Source organism: Streptomyces sp. NPDC093071 (assembly GCF_044754545.1).
Taxonomy (GTDB): domain Bacteria; phylum Actinomycetota; class Actinomycetes; order Streptomycetales; family Streptomycetaceae; genus Streptomyces.
The window spans coordinates 310,559-329,847 of the sequence record NZ_JBIVPH010000003.1; the positions used below are offsets into that span (position 1 = coordinate 310,559).

Consider the following 19,289-nt stretch of genomic DNA (forward strand, 5'->3'; position numbering starts at 1 on the left):
CCAACAAGAATGCCCGGGTGGACACCCCCCGACACATCCCACCGGGGGCAGGTGTCCGTGTGTTTCGGAAGGCCGAGGAGGGCCGGGTGACGACCTATGACGATCGAGCGAGCCTCACTGATCTGACCGCCACTGTGGAGCGCGTCCGCAGATCGGTGGAGAGTGTGATCGAGGGCAAGCCCGAGGTCGTACGGCTTTCGCTGACCGTACTGCTCGCCGAGGGACACCTCCTCATCGAGGACGTGCCCGGCGTCGGCAAGACCATGCTGGCCAAGACCCTCGCCCGGTCCATCGACTGCTCGGTGCGCCGCATCCAGTTCACCCCCGACCTGCTGCCCTCGGACGTCACGGGCGTGTCGATCTTCGACCAGCAGCGCCGGGAGTTCGAGTTCAAGCCGGGCGCGATCTTCGCCCAGATCGTGATCGGCGACGAGATCAACCGCGCCTCGCCGAAGACGCAGTCCGCGCTCCTGGAGTCCATGGAGGAGCGGCAGGTCACCATCGACGGGCAGACGTACGAGCTGCCCAGCCCGTTCATGGTCGTGGCCACCCAGAACCCGGTCGAGATGGAGGGCACCTATCCGCTGCCCGAGGCCCAGCGCGACCGCTTCATGGCCCGGGTCTCCATCGGCTACCCGAGCGCCGAGGCCGAGTTCCAGATGCTCGACGTGCACGGCTCGGTCTCCCCGCTGGACGACCTCCAGCCGGTGGCCCACGCCCACGACGTCCTCAAGCTGATCGAGGCGGTGCGCGCGGTGCACGTCGCCGACGCCGTGCGCCGGTACGCGGTCGACCTGGTCGCCGCCACCCGCACCCACCCCGACCTGCGGCTCGGCGCCTCCCCGCGGGCCACGCTCCACCTGCTGCGGGCCGCCCGGGCCTCCGCCGCGCTCAGCGGCCGCGAGTACGTGCTGCCCGACGACCTCCAGGCCCTCGCCGCGCCCGTCCTCGCCCACCGGCTGCTGCCGACGGCGCAGGCCCAGCTGAACCGGCGGACCGCCGAGCAGGTCGTCCACGACATCCTGCAGCGCACCCCCGTACCGGCCTCGGCCCCGCCCGCCGGGCCGCTCTACGGCCAGCAGCAGCCCGGCGCCCGGCGGCTGTGATGACGAGCGCCGCCGTGCCGGACGGGCGGCCGGAGGACGACGGGCGGGGCGGGCTGCGGGCCGCCCTGAGCGGCCTCACCACCCGCGGCCGGTCCTTCCTCGCCGCCGGGGTGGCCGCCGCCGTCTGCGCGTACGTCCTCGGCCAGGCCGACCTGCTGCGGGTCGGGCTGCTGCTCGCCGTGCTGCCGCTGGTCTGCGTCCTCGTGCTGCACCGGACCCGCTACCGGGTCGCGACCTCGCGCCTGCTCGTCCCCCAGCGGGTGGAGACGGGCACCGAGGCCCGGGTCCAGCTGCGGATGGAGAACGTCTCCAAGCTGCCCACCGGCCTGCTCATGCTCCAGGACCACGTGCCGTACATGCTGGGGTCCCGGCCCCGGTTCGTCCTCGACCGGGTCGAAGCGGGCGGGCGGCGCGAGGTGTCCTACCGGGTCCGCTCGGACCTGCGCGGCCGGTTCCCGCTCGGGCCGCTCCAGCTGCGGCTGAGCGACCCCTTCGGGATGTGCGAGCTGACGCGTTCCTTCAGCGCGTACGACACCCTCACCGTGGTGCCGAGGACTGAGGCGCTGCCGCCGGTCGGGCTCTTCGGCGAGGCTGCCGGGTACGGCGAGGGACAGCAGCGGGCGCTCGCCCTCTCCGGCGACGACGACGTCATCCCCCGCGCCTACCGCCACGGCGACGACCTGCGCCGGGTGCACTGGCGCTCCACCGCCCGCTACGGCGAGCTGATGGTCCGGCGCGAGGAGCAGCCGCAGCGGGCCCGCTGCACCGTCCTCCTCGACACCCGCGGGGTCGCCTACCGGGGCACGGGCCCCGACTCCGCCTTCGAGTGGGCGGTCTCCGGGACCGCGTCCGCGCTCGTCCACATGCTGGAGCGCGGCTACACGGTCCGGCTGCTGACCGACACCGGCAGCGCGGTCCCCGGCGAGGGCTCCGAGGGCTTCGGCGGCGCCGTGCAGGACCCGGCCGACTCGGCCGGCCTGATGATGGACGCCCTCGCGGTCGTCGACCACTCCGAGGGGGCCGGTCTCTCGCGCGCCTCGGACGTGCTGCGGGCCGGCGGCGACGGGCTGCTCGTCGCCTTCCTCGGCGACCTCGACGAGGAGCAGGCCGCGCTCGTCGCCCGGATGCGGGGGCGGACCGGCGCGGCCGTCGCCTTCGTCCTGGACTCCGGCGCCTGGCTGACCGGCGGTTCGGTCTCCGGGGCGGTCGAGAAGCGGCTGCGGCAGCTGCGCGAGGCGGGCTGGACGGCGCTCGCCGTGCCGCCCGGGGCGCGGCTCGCCGACCTGTGGCAGCAGGCGGCCGGCGTCCGCGCGGCGACCGCCGCCGACACCACCTACGGAGGATGGGCATGAGCGGGCGCGCACGGCTGACGCTGGCCTCCTGGGCCGCCACCCTGATGGCGGCCGGGGCCCTGCTCCCGCTGGTCAAGCCGGCCACCTGGATCTTCACGGCGGCCTTCGTACTGGCCCTGGTGAGCGGGGCGGGCGCGCTGGCCCGGCGGGTGCCGTCGGTCCGGCCGCTGCCCCTCCTCGCCCAGACCGCGGTCGCGCTGCTCGCGCTGACCGCGATCTTCGCCCGCGAGCAGGCGGTCCTCTGGATCTTCCCCGGTCCCCGGGCCGTGACGTACGCCGCCGAGCTGTTCCGGGCGGGCGCCGAGGACGTCGGCCGGTACGCGGTTCCCGCGCCGGACACCGAGGGCATCCGGCTCATGCTGGTCGGCGGCGTGGTCGTGATCGGGCTCCTGGTGGACGTCCTCGCGGTCACCTTCCGCAAGGCGGCCCCGGCCGGTCTGCCGCTGCTCGCCCTGTACTCGGTGGCGGCCGGCCTCTCCGGCGGCGGCGCGGGCTGGCTGTGGTTCCTCCTGGCGGGCACCGGCTATCTGCTGCTGCTCCTCGCCGAGGGCCGGGACCGGCTCTCGCAGTGGGGGCGGGTCTTCGGCGCCGCCCAGCGCACGGGCCGGCCCGGGACCACCGTCGGCAGCGGCGGCCAGGCCTTCGCGCCGGTCCGCACCGGGCGCCGGATCGGGGCGGTGGCCCTGGGGGTCGCGCTGGTGGTGCCGTTCGCGCTGCCCGGTCTGGGCGGCGGCCTCCTCCTCGGCGGCGGCGCCGGCGAGGGCTCCGGGGGCACCGGCAAGGGCGGCACGATCTCCACCGTGAACCCGCTGGTCTCCCTCCAGGACGACCTGCGCCAGCAGGAGGACCGGGAGGTCCTGCGCTACAGGACCAATGCCGTCGACACCAGCGGCATGTACCTGCGGCTCGTCGCGCTCGACCAGTTCGACGGGCTGTCCTGGAAGTCCTCGGTCCGCCCGATCGTGGACGTGCCGGAGCGCCTGCCGTGGCCGGACGGGCTCGCGCAGGGCGTCCGGGTCACCGAGGTGACGGGGAACTTCGTCGCCTCCGAGAACTACGAGCAGAAGTGGCTGCCCATGCCGTACCCGGCCGCCCGGGTCGACGTGGAGGGGCGCTGGCGGTACGAGCCGGCCGGCCGGATGCTGGTCGGCGACGACAAGCAGACCACCCGGGGCGCCCGCTACCAGGTCGCCAGTCTGGACGTGCGGCCGACGGCGGAGCAGCTGGCCGCCGCCGGACCGGCCCCGGAGCAGCTGCGCCGCGAGTACACCAAGGTGCCCGCGTCGCTGCCGGCCGACGTGCGGACGACGGCCCGGGAGGTCACCGAGGGCGCGCGCAACGACTACGAGCGGGCCGTGAAGCTCCAGGACTGGTTCGCCCGGGACGGCGGCTTCCGCTACGACGTGGACGTGCAGTCCGGCACCGGGGTGCAGGCGGTCTCCCGCTTCCTGAAGGACAAGCAGGGCTTCTGCGTCCACTTCTCCTTCTCGATGGCGGCGATGGCCCGCTCGCTGGGCATCCCGGCCCGGGTGGCCGTGGGCTTCATGCCGGGCACGCCGCAGTCCGACGGATCGGTGTCGGTCGGCATCCGGGACGCGCACGCGTGGCCGGAGCTGTACTTCGAGGGGGCGGGCTGGACGCGGTTCGAGCCGACCCCGGCGCGGGGCTCCACCCCCTCGTACGCCCGGGAGACCACGCCCTCGGGATCGGCCACCGGGCCCGCGCAGCCGCGGCAGAGCGCCTCGGCGCAGCCGTCCGCCGCGCCGAGCGCCTCGGAGAGCTGCACGCCGCAGATGCGCCGGCTCGGCGACTGCGGTCCGGAGCCGGCGGCGGCCGGGGCGTCCTCGGACGGCTCGGGTCCGGATCCGCTGGCGACGACCCTGGTCTCGCTGGGCGTGGTCCTGCTCCTGGTCCTGCCGCTGCTTCCGCTGTTCTGGCGGACCCGGGCCCGCGCCCGGCGGCTCGGTCCCGCCGGGTCGGGGGACGGGGAGGAGACGGTTGCGCCGTCCGGGCCCGTGCCCGTGGACGGGCGGTCCGGGCGGGTCGCGACGCGGGGCGCCGGAGGGACGGCGGCGCGGACGCTCGCGGTCTGGCGGGAGATCAACGACACGGCCTGGGACTACGGGGTCGAGCCGGACGAGTCGCAGACGCCGCGCGGGACGGCGGCGCGGATCGTACGCCTGGGCGAGCTGCGCGGCGAGCCCGCCGACGCGGTGCACCGGGTGGCGCGGGCGGTGGAGGAGGTGCTGTACGCGCCCCGGCCGCAGCCGGTTCCGGGGCTGGCCGAGGAGGCCGGGCGGGTCCGGGCGGGCTTCCACGCGGGCGCGGACCGGGTCACCCGTCTCCGTGCCCTCCTCGCGCCCCGGTCGGCGGTCCGGGTCCGCTGGGCGGTCTCGGCCCGCTGGGCGTCGGGGGCGGCCCGCTGGTCGGACCGGCGTCACGCCCTGACGGCCCGCTTCCGCCGGGCGCCGCACGGGGCGGGCTGAGAGAACCGGAAGAGGGAGGGGGCGAGGTCCGTTCGGACCTCGCCCCCTCCCTCTTCGCCCTGCCACGGGCCCGGGGCTTCGTCCTGATCACGGGCCCGGGGCTTCGCGTCCTGATCACGGGCCCGGAGCACGGACGAGCCCCGCAGGGCCGCTGCGCTCGGGAGCGCGGCCCTGCGGGGCTCGGTTCGTCGGAGGGGGCGGGGCTTCCGCTCAGGGGGCCGTCAGTGGCCGCCGCCCTGTTCGTCGCGGCGGCGCTGCCACCGCTCTTCGATCCGGTTCATCATGGGGCGTCGCTGCCGGGTCTGACGGCCGCCGGCCGTCGTTCCACCCGCAGGCTGCTGCTCACCCGGCTTCGGCGCCTTGCGCCATCCGGTGACCGCCAGGACCGCGCAGCCCAGCATGACGAGGAATCCCACCACGCTGATCCAGATCTGCTGTGCGACCATTCCGGCCATGAGGAGCGCGATACCCACCAGGAAGCCGGCGACTGCCTGGTAAACCCGTCGCCGGGTGTACGTACGCAGTCCGCTTCCCTCGAGCGCTGTCGCGAACTTGGGATCTTCGGCGTACAGCGCTCGCTCCATCTGCTCGAGCATTCGCTGCTCGTGCTCCGAGAGCGGCACGGAGTCCTCCTAGTCGTCGGTCGCGGGGGCGACCGGTTTGCGGCCCTTTCAGGATAGGCAGGGAATCGCCCCCGTGAAACCCGCCCACAATGCCGAATAGCCAATCCGGGCCGCCATGCGGATCGGTTGCTGAGGCGTTGATTCCCCGGGCCCCCGTCCGTCATGCCGGATGGTGTCCCCCGATCATACGGGGCCGGGGCCCGGACCGGGCGTGCTGTGGCGTACTCCATGGGGTGCCGGGGTCCGCACCGCCGAACGGGTGACCTCCCCGGATCAGGCCCGCTTCTCGCCGAGGACGTGCAACTGGGTGGCGACGGCGTGGAAGGAGGGCAGCTCCGCGGCGGCCGCCTCCAGCCGGAGGAGGGCCTCGGCCGCGCCCGGCTCGGTGTCGACGAGGACGCCGGGGACGAGGTCGGCGAAGACCCGGACGCCGTGCACGGCGCCGACCTCCAGGCCCGCTTCGTCGGCCAGCTCGGCGAGCTGCTCGGCGGTGAAGCGCCGGGGCACGGGGTCGCCCGCGCCCCAGCGGCCCGCCGGGTCGGTGAGCGCGTGCCGGGCCTCGGTGAAGTGGCCGGCGAGGGCGCGGGCCAGGACGGCGCCGCCGACCCCGGCGGCGAGCAGGCTGAGGCTGCCGCCGGGGCGGAGCGCGGCGACCGCGTTGCGCACGCCCTCGGCGGGGTCGTCGACGTACTCCAGGACGCCGTGGCAGAGCACGGCGTCGTACCCCTCGCGCCCGACCACGTCGAAGAGGCCCCGGACGTCGCCCTGGACGCCGGTGACGAGGTCGGCGACGCCGGCCTCGGCGGCCCGGCGCTCCAGCGCGAAGAGCGCGTTGGGGCTGGGGTCGACGACGGTGACCCGGTGGCCGAGGCGGGCCACCGGGACCGCGAAGTTCCCGGAGCCGCCGCCCGTGTCGAGGACGTCGAGACCGTCCTTCCCGGTGGCCTCGACCCGGCGGTCCAGGGCGTCCTTGAGGACGTCCCAGACGACGGCGGTGCGCAGGGAGGCGCGCGACGGGCGTGAGGTCGCCTCTCGTCCGAAGGCGGGGGAAGGGTCCGGCACGGCTGTTGACTCCTCGGTGACGGGTACGGACCTCCCCACCCTATGGCCTCGCTCCCGCCTTTCGGATCATCCTTCCGCGTCGTCGCCCCCGGGGCCGCGGGGCAGCACCGGCTGGAGGGCGAGCAGCCGCTCGACCAGGCGCGCGAAGTACTCGGCGTCCCTGAGGAGGTCGTCGGCCTCCCTGGGGGTGGCCGCACTGGTGATGCCCGCCTCGGCGCGGGCCCGGCGCGGCGCCCCGGCGGCGAAGTGGGCGCTCCACTCGGTCAGCTCGGGCGCCAGCTCGGCGAGCAGCTCCCAGGCGGTGCGTATCCGCTCCTTGCGACGGGGTACGGGGTCGGGGGTGCCCCGGGCGGCGAGCACCGCGGCGGCGGCGCGCAGGGCGGCGAGGTGGGCGGTGGCGTAGCGCTCGTGGGGGCGGTCGAGGGCGGCGGCCTCGGTGAGCCCGGCACGGGCCTTGGCGAGGAGGTCGAGGGCGGCGGGCGGGGCGGCGGTGCGGCGGGAGACGGGGTGGATGTCGGACGCGGGTCCGGAGTGCGCGGGGACCGGGTGGCGCCGGGGTGCGGCTGCTGCGGATGGACGTGCCATGACGAAGCCTCCTGTCGTCGCGTGACGGCGCTGTGGCCGTATGTGTCCATCGTGCCCACCCCCACTGACAATCACGCTGACCTGCGGTTTTGCGAAGGGCCCGGCACAGGGGTAACTTTTGGACTGACTGGTCAGTTCAAAAATGGGGAGTGGGGGGTGAGTCCGTGGGCGCGGAAGCAGAGGAACAGCCGCACGGCGCCGCCGTCGTCGCGGACGGCTTCGGGCTGAAGGGGCCGCGGGGCTGGGCCTTCCGGAAGGTGTCCTTCCGGGCGGAGCCGGGCACGCTGGTGGCGATCGAGGGGCCGTCGGGCTCGGGGCGCACCTGTCTGCTCCTCGCGCTCACCGGCCGGATGAAGGCCAAGGAGGGGCTCGCCGAGGTCGGCGGCCTGCCGCTGCCCCGGAAGATGGCCGCGGTGCGCCGGATCAGCGCGCTGGGCCAGGTCCCGGGCGTCAACGAGCTCGACCCCGCCTTCACGGTCGCCGAGCACCTGCACGAGCGGGCGCTGCTCCAGCACCGCTTCGACGGTTCCGTACGGGCGCTGCTGCGGCGCCCCGGCACCCGGGCGGCGGAGGCGCGGGCCCGGATCGCGGAGGCCGTGGCGGCCGCGGGGCTCGACCTGGACGCCCTGCCGAAGGGCGGGCGGACCTCCGTACGGGACCTGGAGCGGCTGGAGGCGCTGCGGCTCTCCATCGCCCTCGCCCTGATCGGGCGGCCCCGGCTGCTGGCCGTGGACGACACGGACCTGAAGCTCTCGGACGCGGCCCGGACCGAGGTCTGGACGCTCCTGCGCTCCCTGACCGCCTCCGGGACGACCGTCCTCGCCGTCTGCAGCGAGGCCCCGGAGGGCGCTCTGCGGATCACCACGGAGGCGCCCGAGGCGCCCGAAACCCCGGAGGCGCCCGAGGCTCCCGTGAAGGTCTCCACGGAGAAGGCCGCCGACGCGCCGAAGGGCACCGGCCCGGAGGACACCGCCGGGGCAACCCGCACCGACACCGGCGCGGGCGACCCCGCGTCCACGACCGAGGAGGGGGCGGCCGATGCGCTCGCCGAAACTGGCCGCTCTTGAGCTGAGGCGCTTCGGCAGGGGCAAGCTGCCGCGCGCCGCGCTCGTCGCCGTCCTGCTGCTGCCGCTGCTGTACGGCGCCCTGTACCTGTACTCGTTCTGGGACCCGTACGGCAGGCTCGACAAGATCCCCGTCGCCCTCGTCAACGAGGACCGGGGCGCCACCGCCGACGGCAAGCGGATCAACGCCGGCGACGACATCACGAAGGGGCTCCTGGAGAGCGAGACCTTCGCCTGGCACCGGGTGAGCGACGAGGAGGCGCGCAGGGGCGTCGAGGACGGCACGTACTACCTGTCCCTGACCATGCCCGGCGACTTCAGCACGCGCATCGCCTCCAGCTCCGGCGACTCCCCCGAGACCGGCGCCCTGCGGGTGCGGACGAACGACGCGAACAACTACATCGTCGGGCAGATCTCCCGGACGGTCTTCTCCGAGGTCCGCACCGCCGCCTCCACCAAGTCCTCGCGCACCTTCCTCGACAAGATCTTCATCTCCTTCTCCGACATCCACGACGCCACCGAGAAGGCCGCCAAGGGCGCGGCCGACCTCAAGCAGGGCGTGGACAAGGCCAAGAAGGGCTCCAAGAGCCTGGCGGACGGTCTCGGGGACGCCAAGACCGGCAGCGGCGACCTGGCCGCGGGCCTGAAGAAGCTCGACAAGGGCGCCAAGGACCTGGAGAAAGGTTCCCGCGAGGTCGCGACCGGCACGCAGACGCTCGCCGACAAGGTGAACGGCACCGCCGACAAGGTCCGCCCCTACCTGGCGAACAACGGCAAGTCGATCCGCGACACCGCCCGGCTCGTCTCCGACTCGGCCACCGCCGTCCAGCACAACCTCGACGTCCTGGTGAAGCGGGGCCCCCAGCTCCGCACCGCCGCGCACAAGGCCGACGCCGAGCTGGCCGCGCTGCACCGCGAGGCCTGCGTGGAGGTCCCGGAGCCCGACGCCCAGGTGTGCAAGGTGCTGAAGCGGGCCGCGGTCACCGCCGGCGACGTGGCCGTCATCGCGGACGACGTGCACGAGCTGACCAAGGACAGCAACGGCGACCTGAAGACCCTGAACGCGCGCCTGGTCACGCTGAAGAAGCAGGCCGACGAGCTGGCCGCCCGGGCGCCGCACCTCGACGAGGACGTCGAGGGCGCCATCCGGAAGATCAACGAGCTGAACACGGGCGCCAAGAAGGTCGCGGCGGGCGCGGCGAAGCTGCACACCGGCGTCACCGAGGCGAAGACCGGCTCGGTGAACCTCGACGCGGGCGTCGGCAGGCTCAAGAAGGGCGCGGGCGACCTGGACGGCGGCCTGTTCAAGCTGGCCGACGGCTCCGGCGAGCTGGCCGGCGGGCTGCGCGACGGGGTCGAGCAGATCCCGGACTACGACCAGCAGGCCCGCGACAAGCGCACGGAGGTCATGGCCGACCCGGTGCGGCTCGCCTCCCAGTCGATGCACAAGGCGCCGAACTACGGCACCGGTTTCGCCCCGTACTTCATCCCGCTCTCCCTCTGGGTCGGCGCGATGGTCGCGTACATGATCATCCAGCCGCTGAACCGGCGCGCGCTCGCCGCGGGCGGTTCCGCCTGGCGGATCGCGCTCGCGGGCTGGCTGCCGGTGGCGGCGATCGGCCTCCTCCAGGTCGCGGCCCTGATGTCGGTGCTGCACTGGGGCCTCGGCCTCCAGATGGCGCGGGCCGCCGGCACGGTCGGCTTCCTCGCCCTGGTCACCTGCTGCTTCACGGCGATCATCCAGTGGTTCAACGCCCGCTTCGGCGCGGCGGGCCGGATCCTGGTGCTCGCGGCCCTGATGCTCCAGCTGACCTCGGCGGGCGGCACGTACCCCGTCCAGACCAGCCCGGCCTTCTTCAACGCGATCCACCCCTTCCTGCCGATGACCTACGTGGTGGAGTCGCTGCGCCGGCTGATCACCGGCGGCGGGCTCGAACCCGTCTGGCAGTCCTGCGCGGTCCTGGCGGCGTTCACCCTGGGCGCCCTGGCCCTGACCGCCGTGTCGGCCCGCAGGCGCCAGGTCTGGACGCTGGACCGGCTCCACCCCGAACTGACCCTGTGAGACAGGGCCGGTACCACCCGTGACACCTGTGAGAATCGACCCCATGGACAGCAGCAGCACCAGACGCCGGGCCACGCGCGCGAAGCTCTACGAAGCGGCCGTCACGCTCATCGCGGAGCAGGGCTTCTCCGCGACGACGGTGGACGAGATCGCCGAGCGGGCCGGCGTGGCCAAGGGCACGGTCTACTACAACTTCAAGAGCAAGACCGAGCTCTTCGAGGAGCTGCTGCGCCACGGGGTGTCGCTGCTCACCGCCTCCCTGCGCACGGCGGCCGAGGAGACCGCCGGGCGCGGCGGGAGCCGGGTCGACGCGCTGGACGCGATGATCCGGGCGGGCCTCGTCTTCATCGACCGCTACCCGGCCTTCACCCAGCTGTACGTGGCCGAGCTCTGGCGCACCAACCGGGCCTGGAACTCCACGCTCCTGGTGGTCCGCCAGGAGGCGGTCGCGGTGGTCGAGGGGGTGCTGCGCGAGGGGGTCGAGGCCGGGGAGCTGAACGAGGAGATCGACGTCCAGCTCACGGCGGCGGCGCTCGTCGGCATGGTCCTCGTGGCGGCGCTCGACTGGCAGGCCTTCCAGAGCGAGCGCTCCCTCGACGACGTGCACGCGGCCCTCTCCCGGCTGCTGCACGGCCGGGTGGGCGGCCGCTAGGAACGCCGGGAGCCACGCGCACGCGTGGACACGGAAAAGCATCCGGGCACGGAAGAAGCCGGTGCGGTGAGGCTCGATCCCCCCGAGCCTCGCCGCACCGGCTTCCCGTCGTACCCCCGTACCGGAAGGCGCACCCCCGTGCCCCCGTGCCCTCCGTCACCGGCAGGTGCGCGGCCCCGTTCCGCCGCCCCGTGCCGGCGGTTCCGGAGCCGCGCCCCTTCCGTGGGCTCCACTCTCTCCTCCGGGGGCCGCCGGGCCCATCCGCGCGCCTACTCATCTCGTCCCCTAGGTACGGGTACTCAGACCTGGTTACGATCGCGGGCGTGTCCGTACTCCCCCTGGTGTTCACCAGCGGCTGGGCGAGCGGGATCAACGCGTACGCGGTGGTCCTGCTGCTCGGTCTCTTCGGCGCGACCGGTCTGACCGACGAGGTGCCCGAGTCCCTGCAGCGCACCGACGTGCTCGTGGTCGCGGGCGTGCTGTTCCTGTGCGAGGCGGTGGCGGACAAGGTCCCGTACGTCGACTCGATGTGGGACTCCGTGCACACCGTGATCCGGCCGGTCGCGGGGGCTGTCGTCGGCGCCCTGCTCGCCGGGCAGGACGGGTCGCTGCCGGAGCTGGCGGCGGCCGCGGTCGGCGGTTCGACGGCCCTCATGAGCCACGTCGTCAAGGCGGGGACGAGGATGGCGGTCAACACCTCGCCGGAGCCGTTCTCGAACATCGGGGTGAGCCTGGCGGAGGACCTCGGGGTGGCGGCGGTCGTCACCTTCGCGATCTTCCACCCGGTGGCGGCGGCGGTCGTCGCGGGCGTCCTGCTCCTGCTGGGCCTGGTGATAATCGCCTTCCTCGCGCGGCGGATCCGCCGCTTCCTGCGCCGCAGGTCCCAGCGCCGGGAGGAGCGGCGGCTCGCCGCCGGGGCCCGCACCCCGCCCCCGCCCGACGACGGGCCGCGCCGCCCCTGACCTCCCGCTCAGGGCTGTCGGAGGGGCCGGATAGGCTCGCCGGCATGGCACGGATTGTGGTGATCGGCGCGGGACTCGGCGCCATGGCGGCGGCGGCCCGACTGGCCGTGGCGGGCCACCGGGTGACGGTGTACGAGCGGGGGGCGACGCACGGCGGCGCGGTGGGCCGGTACGCGCGCGACGGCTTCGCCTTCGACACGGGCCCGGGGCTGCTGCACCTGCCCGCCGTGTACCGGGACCTGTTCGTGAAGACGGGCAAGGAGCCCCTGGAGCGGTGCGTCACGCTGACGCAGGTCGATCCGGCGGGCCGTCACGTCTTCGCCGACGGCACGCGCGTGGACCTGCCGAACGCCTCCCGGGCCGGCACGGTCGCCGCCCTGGACGCGGCGCTCGGCGCGGGCGCGGGCGAGCGCTGGGGCGACTTCCTGACGCGGGCCCGCGAGGCCTGGGACCGCACCCGCCGCCCGCTCCTGGAGGAGCCGCAGCCGGCCGACCCTGCGCCGCTCGCCCGCGAGCCGTACCCGGCCCCCAAGCCGGGCCTGTTGCGCCGCCCCACGAGGACGCTGGACCAGGTGGGGGCGCGGGAGCTGCGCGATCCCCGGCTCGCCGCCCTCCTGGACGCGTACGCGTGGTCGTACGGCTTCGACCCGGCCGACGCCCCGGCCTCGGCCGCCGTCCTGCCGTACATGGAGCAGACCTTCGGCAGCTGGTACGTGGCCGGGGGCCTGCGGGCGCTCGCCGACGCGGTGTACGAGCGGTGCCGGAAGCGGCGGGTGGAGTTCGTCTTCGACGCGCCGGTGGAGGACGTCCTGGAGAAGGACGGCCGGGCGGTCGGCGTCCGGCTCGCCGGGGGCGAGGAGGTCGCGGCCGACCACGTGGTCTCCGGGGCGCCGGTCCCCGCGCTCTACCGCGAGCACGTCGTCGCATGGGAGCGGGGCGACGAGGACGTGCCGCGCCACCAGGCCCTCGGCACGAGCCGGGTGACGGTCTGTCTGGCCCTGCGCGGCGCCCGGGAGGCGGACGCGGTCCACCGCACGGTCGTGCACGCGGACGGCGGGCGGCCCGCGGTGACCGTGCTGCGGCCGGACGACCCGGCGCTGCGCCCGGACGCGGACCACGAGGCGGTGACGGTCACGGCGACGGTCCGTACGGACCGGGAGCGGGACGGGGAGGCGTTCGCCGACCTGATGGTCGAGGCCGCCGGGCGGGCGGTGCCGGACCTCCGGGAGCGGCTGCTGTGGCGGCACGTCCGCACCCCGGAGGACGTGCGGCGGGACACCGGCGCCGCCGAGGTGCCCGGGCCCGCGCTCGCCGGGGCGGACGGGCGGCTGCTCCCGGCCGGGAACCGCTCGCCGCTGCCGGGCCTGTACTTCGCGGGCGGCTGGTCGCACCCCGGCGGCGGGCTCGCCCACGCGGGCATGTCGGGCGCGCTAGTGGCGGGGCTGATCGTGGAGGGCGCGGACTTCCGCGGCTCGCGGTGAGTCCCCGGGGCCCCGGGCGGGCCCGCGGGCCTCAGTACCGGTACTGCTCCTTGTCGTCCTGGTGCGGCTCGTACCCGTACGGCCCCGGCGCCTGCTGCTGCGGCTCCGGCTCGGTGTCGCGCTGCTGCGGGACCCAGACCCCGCCGGGCGGGGTGTCGTAGGTGTACGAGGGGGCGTAGGGGTCGCCGTAGTACGAGCCGTACTGCTGGTTGTCCGTGCCCGGGCCGATGTACGGGTCGGAGTAGGCGGCGTACTGCTGCTGCCCGGCGGTCCCGTAGTCGTAGCCCTGCTGGGGGGCGGGCTGCTCGTACCCCTGCTCGTATCCCGCCGCGTAGGGGGCGTAGGCCGCCGGATCGTAGCCGTGGTCGGCGGCGGGAGCGGCGTCGCGGCCGGTGTCGTAGACCCCGTACTGGCCGGTGTCGTCGGGCATCGGCAGGGGCTCGTAGACCTCCGCGCCCCCGGCGGCCGTCTCCCGGTGCTCCCCGGGGCCGTGGTGGGCGGCGTCCGGCTCGTCGTACGAGAGGTCCGTGACCTCCAGGGTGGGTCCGGCCTGGGCCGGTGCCCCGGACCTGCGGCGGCGGCTCGCGCCCGGGTTGCCGCCGATCGCCCAGCCGGTGGAGAAGCCCCGGCGGAACGAGAGCGTCACGTACGTCTGGCCGACGGCGAAGGCGAGCGCGCCGGCGACGATCACCGGGACCGAGGGCAGCAGGACGCCCAGGACCACGAAGAGGAAGCCGCAGAAGGCGAGCACGCGCCAGCGCAGCCGCGCCTTGTACTGGAGGAGCACCTCCCCCAGCAGCCACAGCGCGACCACGCCGAACGCGATGTAGAGGACCGTCCACCCCATGCCCCGCCGCCCCTCTCCACGGTCACCGCCGCGGGTCGGGGCGGGTACGACCGGTCACGACTGCTGGTGCAGTCCGAGATTCTCGTAGATCTCGAGTGTCGCGGTGGAGCTGTTGAGCGTGATGAAGTGCAGCCCGGGGACGCCCTCGGACAGCAGACGCGCGCAGAACTCCGTCGCGAACTCGATACCGATGGAGCGTACAGCGGCGGGATCGTCCTTGACGGCGAGGATGCGGTCTTTCACGCGCGCCGGGAAGGCGGCGTTGCTCAACTGGGGCAGCCGGTCGAGGGTCTTCACGTTCACGACGGGCATGACCTCGGGGATGATCGGGGTCTCGCAGCCCGCCTTGACCGCGCTGTCGCGGAGCCGCAGGTAGTTCTCCGGGTCGAAGAACATCTGGGTGATGGCGTAGTCGGCGCCGGCGCGGCACTTGTCCACGAAGTGCCGGATGTCCGTGTCCCAGTCGGTGGAGCGGGGGTGCATCTCGGGGAAGGCGGCGACGCCGACGCAGAAGTCGCCCGACTCCTTGATCAGCCGGACCAGGTCGGCGGCGTAACGGACGCCCTCCGGGTGCTCGATCCACTCGCCCAGCGGGTCGCCCGGCGGGTCGCCCCGGAGGGCGAGCATGTTGCGGATCCCGGCGTCGGCGTACTGGCCCAGGATGTTGCGCAGCTCGGCGACGGACTGGCCGACGGCCGTGAGGTGCGCGACGGGGGTGAGGGTGCTGTCGGAGGCGATCTTCTGGGTGGCCTTGACGGTGCCGCCCCGGGTGGTGCCGCCGGCGCCGTAGGTCACGGAGACGAAGCTGGGGCCGACCGCCTCGACCCGGCGCATGGCCTTCCAGAGGCTCTGCTCACCCTTCTCGGTCCGGGGCGCGTAGAACTCGAAGGAGTACGACGTGCCGCCGGAGGCGAGGATGTCGCGGACCGTGCGGGCGCGGTCCGAGCGGACGGAAGCGGTACCAAGGGCCATACCGGCAGGTTAGACGGGGTGCGGCGGGCCGCGTGTGCCCTGTCCGATCGGTGGACACTTTTTCGGACACGTTCCGGACGGCGGACCCGGGTCCGTCCGGGTGGTGGACGCGGGTCCGGCGGGCCTCAGTGTCCGGCGCGCTCCCGGACGCGCCGGGCGAGGGCGGCGGTCGCGGCGGCCGGGTCGTCGGCCTCGGTGATCGCCCGGACGACGACGATCCGGCGCGCGCCCGCGTCCAGGACCTCGTCGAGGTTGCTCCCGTCGATGCCGCCGATGGCGAACCAGGGGCGGTCCTGGGCCAGGCCGGCCGCGTACCGCACGAGGTCCAGCCCCGGCGCGTACCGTCCGGGCTTGGTGGGGGTGGGCCAGCAGGGGCCGGTGCAGAAGTAGTCGACGCCCGGTTCGGCGGCGGCCGCGGCCACCTCGGACTCGGCGTGGCAGGAGCGGCCGATCAGGATCCCGTCGCCGAGGATCGCGCGGGCGGCGGGGACGGGCAGGTCGCCCTGGCCGAGGTGGAGGACGTCGGAGCCGATGGCGTGGGCGACGTCGGCCCGGTCGTTCACGGCGAGGAGCTTGCCGTGCCGGCGGACGGCGTCGGAGAGGACGGCGAGGTGCTCCAGCTCCTCGGCGGCCTCCATGCCCTTGTCGCGGAGCTGTACGACGTCCACGCCGGAGGAGAGCACGGCGTCGAGGAAGGCGGGCAGGTCGCCCTGGCGCTTCCGGGCGTCGGTGCACAGGTAGAGCCGGGCGTCGGCGAGCCGCTCGCGAGGCGTGGGCATGGGTGGGTTCCCCCCGTTCGGTGCCGCCGGCGCCGTGACGGCCGGCCCCCGGGGGGACCGGCCGTCACGACACCCGCAGGTGGTGTCTTCGGTACGTGTCGGACGACGCGCGCCGGGCGGCGTGTCGCCCGGCCGTGCATGTCGGGCGGCGCGCCGGGCCGTGTGCGCCGGGCGGCGCGCGTCAGGCCGGGCGCGTCAGACGGCGAGCGCCTGGGCGCGGCGCTTCACCTCCGTGCCGCGGTTCTCGCCGAGCGCCTGCGCGGGCGTGCCCGGCAGGCTCTCGTCCGGAGTGAAGAGCCACTCCAGCATCTCCTCGTCGGTGAAGCCGTCGTCCCGCAGCAGGGTCAGGGTCCCGGTGAGGCCCTTGACGACCTTGTCGCCCTGGATGAAGGCGGCGGGCACCTGCAGCGCGTTGTTCTCTCCGCGGCGCACGGCGATGAGCTGGCCGTCCTTGACCAGCTGCCGCACGCGCGTCACCTCGACATCGAGCATCTCCGCGATGTCGGGCAGGTAGAGCCAGGCGGGGACGAGAGCATCGATCTTTGCGTCAATCTCGGTCACGTGGACAAGCCTGCCATCCCGGACCGACAGCCGGTAGTCGGGCCTACCGCACTGCCGCCTTCAGGGGTACGGAGGGGTCCGCCGCACGGGTCGGGTCGAGCGGGGTCGCCGTCTCGATCAGTCTGCGGCCCTGGGCCAGGTCGCGGGGGCGGCCGACGGTGAGGAGGGCCACCGGCACGCCGGCGCGCAGCCAGAGGACCGACCAGGTCTCGTCCGCCGGGGTGCCGCGCCACAGCAGCTCGTCCGCGCCCGCGTGGTGTCCCGCGTACTGGACGAAGTGCCCGAACTGCTCGGACCAGAAGTACGGCACGGGGTCGTACGGCCCGGGCTCGGCGCCGACGATCGCGGCGGCGACCGTGCGGGGGCCCTGGAGCGCGTTGTCCCAGTGGTGGACGAGGAGGCGCTCGCCGTAGCGGGCGGAGGGGAAGGAGGCGCAGTCCCCGACCGCGTACACGTCGGGCAGGGAGGTGCGCAGCCGGTCGTCGGCGGTGACGGCGCCGCTCGGGTCGAGGGCGATGCCGGAGCCGGCGAGCCAGGCGGTGGCGGGGCGGGCGCCGATGCCGACGACGACGGCCTCGGCGGGCAGTGCGCGGCCGTCGGCGAGGAGGACCCGGCCGGGTTCGACCGCGTCCACGCGCGCGCGGGTGAGGAGTTCGGCGCCGTTCGCCCCGTACCACTCGGCCATGGGGGCGGCGACCTCGACGGGCAGGACCCCGGCGAGCGGGAGGTCGGCGGCCTCGACGACGGTGACGGCGCAGCCCGCGCCGAGCGCGGCGGTGGCGAACTCGGCGCCGATCCAGCCGGCGCCGACGACCACGACGGCGTGGCGGCGCTCCAGGACGGGCCCGAGGCGCACGGCGTCGTCGAGGGTGCGCAGCAGGTGGACGCCGGGGACGCCGTCGGAGCCGGGCAGGACGAGCGGATGGGCACCGGTGGCGATCACCAGGGTGTCGTACGCGACGGGCCCGGCCTCGGTGTCGACCTCGTGGTCGGCGGCGCGCAGTCCGGTGACGTCCACGCCGAGCCGGAGTTCGATGCCGAGGTCCTCGAAGTCGACGTCGAAGGCGGAGTCCTCGGCCTTTCCGAGGAGGACCGCCTTGGAGAGCGGGGGCCGGTCGTAGGGCTGGTGGGGTTCGGCCCCGATGAGGGTGACGGGACCGGTGAAGCCCTGCTCGCGCAGGGCGACGGCGGTCTGGACGCCCGCCATCCCGGCGCCGACGACCACGACGCGCCGCTGGGTCTGCTTCTGCTCGCTCACACGGTCACCTTACGTACCTGACCCCCCGTCAGGAAGGGCGGGGGGCCGGGCCCCCTCGTGGCACGGGCCCGGCGGAAGCTAGTCTGGCGGGCGTAAAGCACTCGCGGGAGCCCGGACGCACCGGGCTGAGAGGGAGGCTGGACGGCCTCCGACCGTACGAACCTGATCCGGGTCATGCCGGCGAAGGGAGGGGCTGGACGCCCATGCGTTCTTCCGAAGCGCGAAGGGCTCCCGACGTCCGGGGGACCGACGTCCTCGTGGTCGGGGGCGGAATCATCGGCCTGGTCACGGCCTGGCGGGCCGCGCGGCGCGGGCTGAGCACCGCCGTCGTCGACCCGGAGCCGGGCGGCGGGGCCGCGCGGGTCGCGGCCGGGATGCTCGCCGCCGTCACCGAGCTGCACTACGGCGAGGAGACCCTGCTCGGGCTCAACCTCGCCTCCGCCGCCCGCTATCCGGCCTTCGTCGCCGAGCTGGAGGAGGCCGCCGGTCTCGACGTCGGCCACCGCGCCTGCGGCACCCTCGCCGTCGCCCTCGACGCCGACGACCGGGCGCACCTGCGCGAGCTGCACGCCCTGCAGACCCGCTGCGGGCTCGCCTCGGAGTGGCTGAGCGGCCGCGAGTGCCGCCGCCTGGAGCCGATGCTGGCGCCGGGGGTGCGCGGCGGCCTGCGGGTCGACGGCGACCACCAGGTGGATCCGCGCCGGCTCGCCGCCGCGCTCCTCGTCGCCTGCGAGCGGGCCGGGGTGGTCTTCCACCGGGTCCTCGCGGAGCGGCTGAGCGTGGTGCGGGACCGGGCGCGCGGCGTGGTCCTGGCCGGGGGCGGGGAGCTGGAGGCCGGGCAGACCGTCCTCGCGGCGGGCAGTCTGAGCGGGCGGCTGGCGGGGGTGCCGGACGAGGTGCTTCCGCCGGTGCGCCCGGTGAAGGGCCAGGTCCTGCGGCTGCGGGTGCCGGCCGCGTACGCCCCCTTCCTCTCCCGGACCGTCCGGGCCGTCGTCCGGGGCAGCCACGTCTATCTGGTGCCCCGGGAGAACGGCGAGCTGGTCGTCGGCGCCACCAGCGAGGAGCTGGGCTGGGACACGACGGTGACGGCGGGCGGGGTGTACGAGCTGCTGCGCGACGCCCACGAGCTGGTGCCCGGGATCACCGAGCTGCCGCTCACCGAGACCCTGGCCGGGCTGCGCCCCGCGTCCCCGGACAACGCGCCGCTGCTCGGTCCGACCGCCCTGCCCGGTCTGCTGCTCGCCACCGGCCACTACCGCAACGGGGTGCTGCTCACCCCGGTCACCGGCGACGTCATGGCCGAGGTGCTGGCCACGGGCGTCCTGCCCGACGAGGCGCGCCCCTTCACCCCCCGCCGTTTCTCCCCCGTCCCTCCCGTACGTCAGGAGCAGCCCGCATGAGCGCGACCCCACCCGCGAACGGCGTGCCCGCGCACGA

The 19,289-nt window shown here is 74.8% G+C and carries 17 protein-coding genes and 1 riboswitch; of the genes, 9 read left to right on the forward strand and 8 right to left on the reverse strand.

All coding sequences use genetic code 11. From position 1 onward, the window contains the following. Positions 1–86: 86 nt before the first annotated feature. Genes ACIQD7_RS12705 through ACIQD7_RS12715 form a run of 3 tightly spaced genes read left to right on the forward strand, consistent with a single transcriptional unit; the run spans position 87 to position 4,944 of the window. Positions 87–1,106 carry a MoxR family ATPase gene (locus tag ACIQD7_RS12705; protein ID WP_121832509.1) on the forward strand — a complete coding sequence of 340 codons (1,020 nt, stop codon included), beginning with the start codon at positions 87–89 and terminating at the stop codon, positions 1,104–1,106. After that, the gene (locus ACIQD7_RS12710) at positions 1,106–2,458 is read left to right on the forward strand and encodes a DUF58 domain-containing protein (RefSeq protein WP_402441564.1); all 1,353 of its coding nucleotides are present in this window, start codon (positions 1,106–1,108) and stop codon (positions 2,456–2,458) included. Before ACIQD7_RS12705 ends, ACIQD7_RS12710 begins: the two co-directional genes overlap by 1 nt. Further along, a complete protein-coding gene (locus ACIQD7_RS12715) occupies positions 2,455–4,944 on the forward strand; it encodes a transglutaminaseTgpA domain-containing protein (protein WP_402441565.1) in 2,490 nt (829 codons plus the stop codon). Before ACIQD7_RS12710 ends, ACIQD7_RS12715 begins: the two co-directional genes overlap by 4 nt. A gap of 221 nt (positions 4,945–5,165) precedes the next feature. Here the strand turns inward: ACIQD7_RS12715 and ACIQD7_RS12720 are convergent, their stop codons facing one another. The 3 genes from ACIQD7_RS12720 to ACIQD7_RS12730 form a co-directional block, all read right to left on the reverse strand. Next, entirely contained in the window at positions 5,166–5,567 is a 402-nt protein-coding gene (locus ACIQD7_RS12720) for a DUF3040 domain-containing protein (RefSeq protein ID WP_121832512.1), read from the reverse strand. 273 nt (positions 5,568–5,840) lie between these two features. Continuing rightward, positions 5,841–6,629, reverse strand: coding sequence for a methyltransferase (locus ACIQD7_RS12725; RefSeq protein WP_161374933.1), 789 nt, complete (start codon positions 6,627–6,629; stop codon positions 5,841–5,843). Positions 6,630–6,695: 66 nt separating this feature from the next. Continuing rightward, a complete protein-coding gene (locus ACIQD7_RS12730) occupies positions 6,696–7,214 on the reverse strand; it encodes an SAV_6107 family HEPN domain-containing protein (protein WP_121832514.1) in 519 nt (172 codons plus the stop codon). A gap of 164 nt (positions 7,215–7,378) precedes the next feature. Here ACIQD7_RS12730 and ACIQD7_RS12735 point away from each other — a divergent pair, with 164 nt between their 5' ends. From ACIQD7_RS12735 to ACIQD7_RS12755, 5 genes are all read left to right on the forward strand, one after another. Further along, on the forward strand, positions 7,379–8,281 hold the full coding sequence (locus ACIQD7_RS12735; RefSeq protein WP_402441566.1) for an ATP-binding cassette domain-containing protein: 903 nt from the start codon (positions 7,379–7,381) through the stop codon (positions 8,279–8,281). After that, positions 8,253–10,340 (forward strand): YhgE/Pip family protein, encoded by a 2,088-nt coding sequence (locus ACIQD7_RS12740; RefSeq protein ID WP_402441567.1) that lies wholly within the window; start codon positions 8,253–8,255, stop codon positions 10,338–10,340. The genes ACIQD7_RS12735 and ACIQD7_RS12740 overlap by 29 nt, the downstream gene beginning before the upstream one ends. Before the next feature lie 43 nt (positions 10,341–10,383). Beyond that, a complete protein-coding gene (locus tag ACIQD7_RS12745; RefSeq protein WP_402441568.1) occupies positions 10,384–10,992 on the forward strand; it encodes a TetR/AcrR family transcriptional regulator in 609 nt (202 codons plus the stop codon). A gap of 323 nt (positions 10,993–11,315) precedes the next feature. Further along, complete coding sequence (locus tag ACIQD7_RS12750; RefSeq protein ID WP_402441569.1) at positions 11,316–11,954, forward strand: DUF4126 domain-containing protein; 639 nt, start codon at positions 11,316–11,318, stop codon at positions 11,952–11,954. Between the two features lie 44 nt (positions 11,955–11,998). Continuing rightward, positions 11,999–13,435 carry a phytoene desaturase family protein gene (locus ACIQD7_RS12755; protein ID WP_402441570.1) on the forward strand — a complete coding sequence of 479 codons (1,437 nt, stop codon included), beginning with the start codon at positions 11,999–12,001 and terminating at the stop codon, positions 13,433–13,435. Between the two features lie 31 nt (positions 13,436–13,466). Here the strand turns inward: ACIQD7_RS12755 and ACIQD7_RS12760 are convergent, their stop codons facing one another. The 5 genes from ACIQD7_RS12760 to ACIQD7_RS12780 form a co-directional block, all read right to left on the reverse strand. Continuing rightward, positions 13,467–14,282 carry a hypothetical protein gene (locus ACIQD7_RS12760; RefSeq protein ID WP_161374935.1) on the reverse strand — a complete coding sequence of 272 codons (816 nt, stop codon included), beginning with the start codon at positions 14,280–14,282 and terminating at the stop codon, positions 13,467–13,469. Between the two features lie 54 nt (positions 14,283–14,336). Then, entirely contained in the window at positions 14,337–15,254 is a 918-nt protein-coding gene (gene metF, locus ACIQD7_RS12765) for a methylenetetrahydrofolate reductase [NAD(P)H] (RefSeq protein ID WP_121832521.1), read from the reverse strand. A gap of 125 nt (positions 15,255–15,379) precedes the next feature. Then, complete coding sequence (thiE, locus tag ACIQD7_RS12770) at positions 15,380–16,033, reverse strand: thiamine phosphate synthase (RefSeq protein ID WP_402441571.1); 654 nt, start codon at positions 16,031–16,033, stop codon at positions 15,380–15,382. A gap of 195 nt (positions 16,034–16,228) precedes the next feature. After that, positions 16,229–16,594 (reverse strand): Rv2175c family DNA-binding protein, encoded by a 366-nt coding sequence (locus ACIQD7_RS12775; RefSeq protein WP_383417821.1) that lies wholly within the window; start codon positions 16,592–16,594, stop codon positions 16,229–16,231. A gap of 43 nt (positions 16,595–16,637) precedes the next feature. Then, entirely contained in the window at positions 16,638–17,852 is a 1,215-nt protein-coding gene (locus ACIQD7_RS12780) for an NAD(P)/FAD-dependent oxidoreductase (protein WP_402441572.1), read from the reverse strand. A gap of 93 nt (positions 17,853–17,945) precedes the next feature. Then, positions 17,946–18,058: riboswitch (TPP riboswitch) on the forward strand. On the opposite strand from ACIQD7_RS12780, the gene thiO reads away from it, so the two are divergent. Then, positions 18,056–19,252 carry a glycine oxidase ThiO gene (gene thiO, locus ACIQD7_RS12785; RefSeq protein WP_402441573.1) on the forward strand — a complete coding sequence of 399 codons (1,197 nt, stop codon included), beginning with the start codon at positions 18,056–18,058 and terminating at the stop codon, positions 19,250–19,252. It overlaps the preceding riboswitch by 3 nt. Positions 19,253–19,289 lie beyond the last annotated feature (37 nt).

Coding starts and splice junctions, on each gene's coding strand:
- ACIQD7_RS12730 (WP_121832514.1), bottom strand. CDS start 7,214: ATGGCACGTCCATCCGCAGCAGCCGCACCCCGGCGCCACCCGGTCCCC.
- ACIQD7_RS12745 (WP_402441568.1), top strand. CDS start 10,384: ATGGACAGCAGCAGCACCAGACGCCGGGCCACGCGCGCGAAGCTCTAC.
- ACIQD7_RS12715 (WP_402441565.1), top strand. CDS start 2,455: ATGAGCGGGCGCGCACGGCTGACGCTGGCCTCCTGGGCCGCCACCCTG.
- ACIQD7_RS12710 (WP_402441564.1), top strand. CDS start 1,106: ATGACGAGCGCCGCCGTGCCGGACGGGCGGCCGGAGGACGACGGGCGG.
- ACIQD7_RS12760 (WP_161374935.1), bottom strand. CDS start 14,282: ATGGGGTGGACGGTCCTCTACATCGCGTTCGGCGTGGTCGCGCTGTGG.
- thiE (WP_402441571.1), bottom strand. CDS start 16,033: ATGCCCACGCCTCGCGAGCGGCTCGCCGACGCCCGGCTCTACCTGTGC.
- metF (WP_121832521.1), bottom strand. CDS start 15,254: ATGGCCCTTGGTACCGCTTCCGTCCGCTCGGACCGCGCCCGCACGGTC.
- thiO (WP_402441573.1), top strand. CDS start 18,056: ATGCGTTCTTCCGAAGCGCGAAGGGCTCCCGACGTCCGGGGGACCGAC.
- ACIQD7_RS12755 (WP_402441570.1), top strand. CDS start 11,999: ATGGCACGGATTGTGGTGATCGGCGCGGGACTCGGCGCCATGGCGGCG.
- ACIQD7_RS12740 (WP_402441567.1), top strand. CDS start 8,253: ATGCGCTCGCCGAAACTGGCCGCTCTTGAGCTGAGGCGCTTCGGCAGG.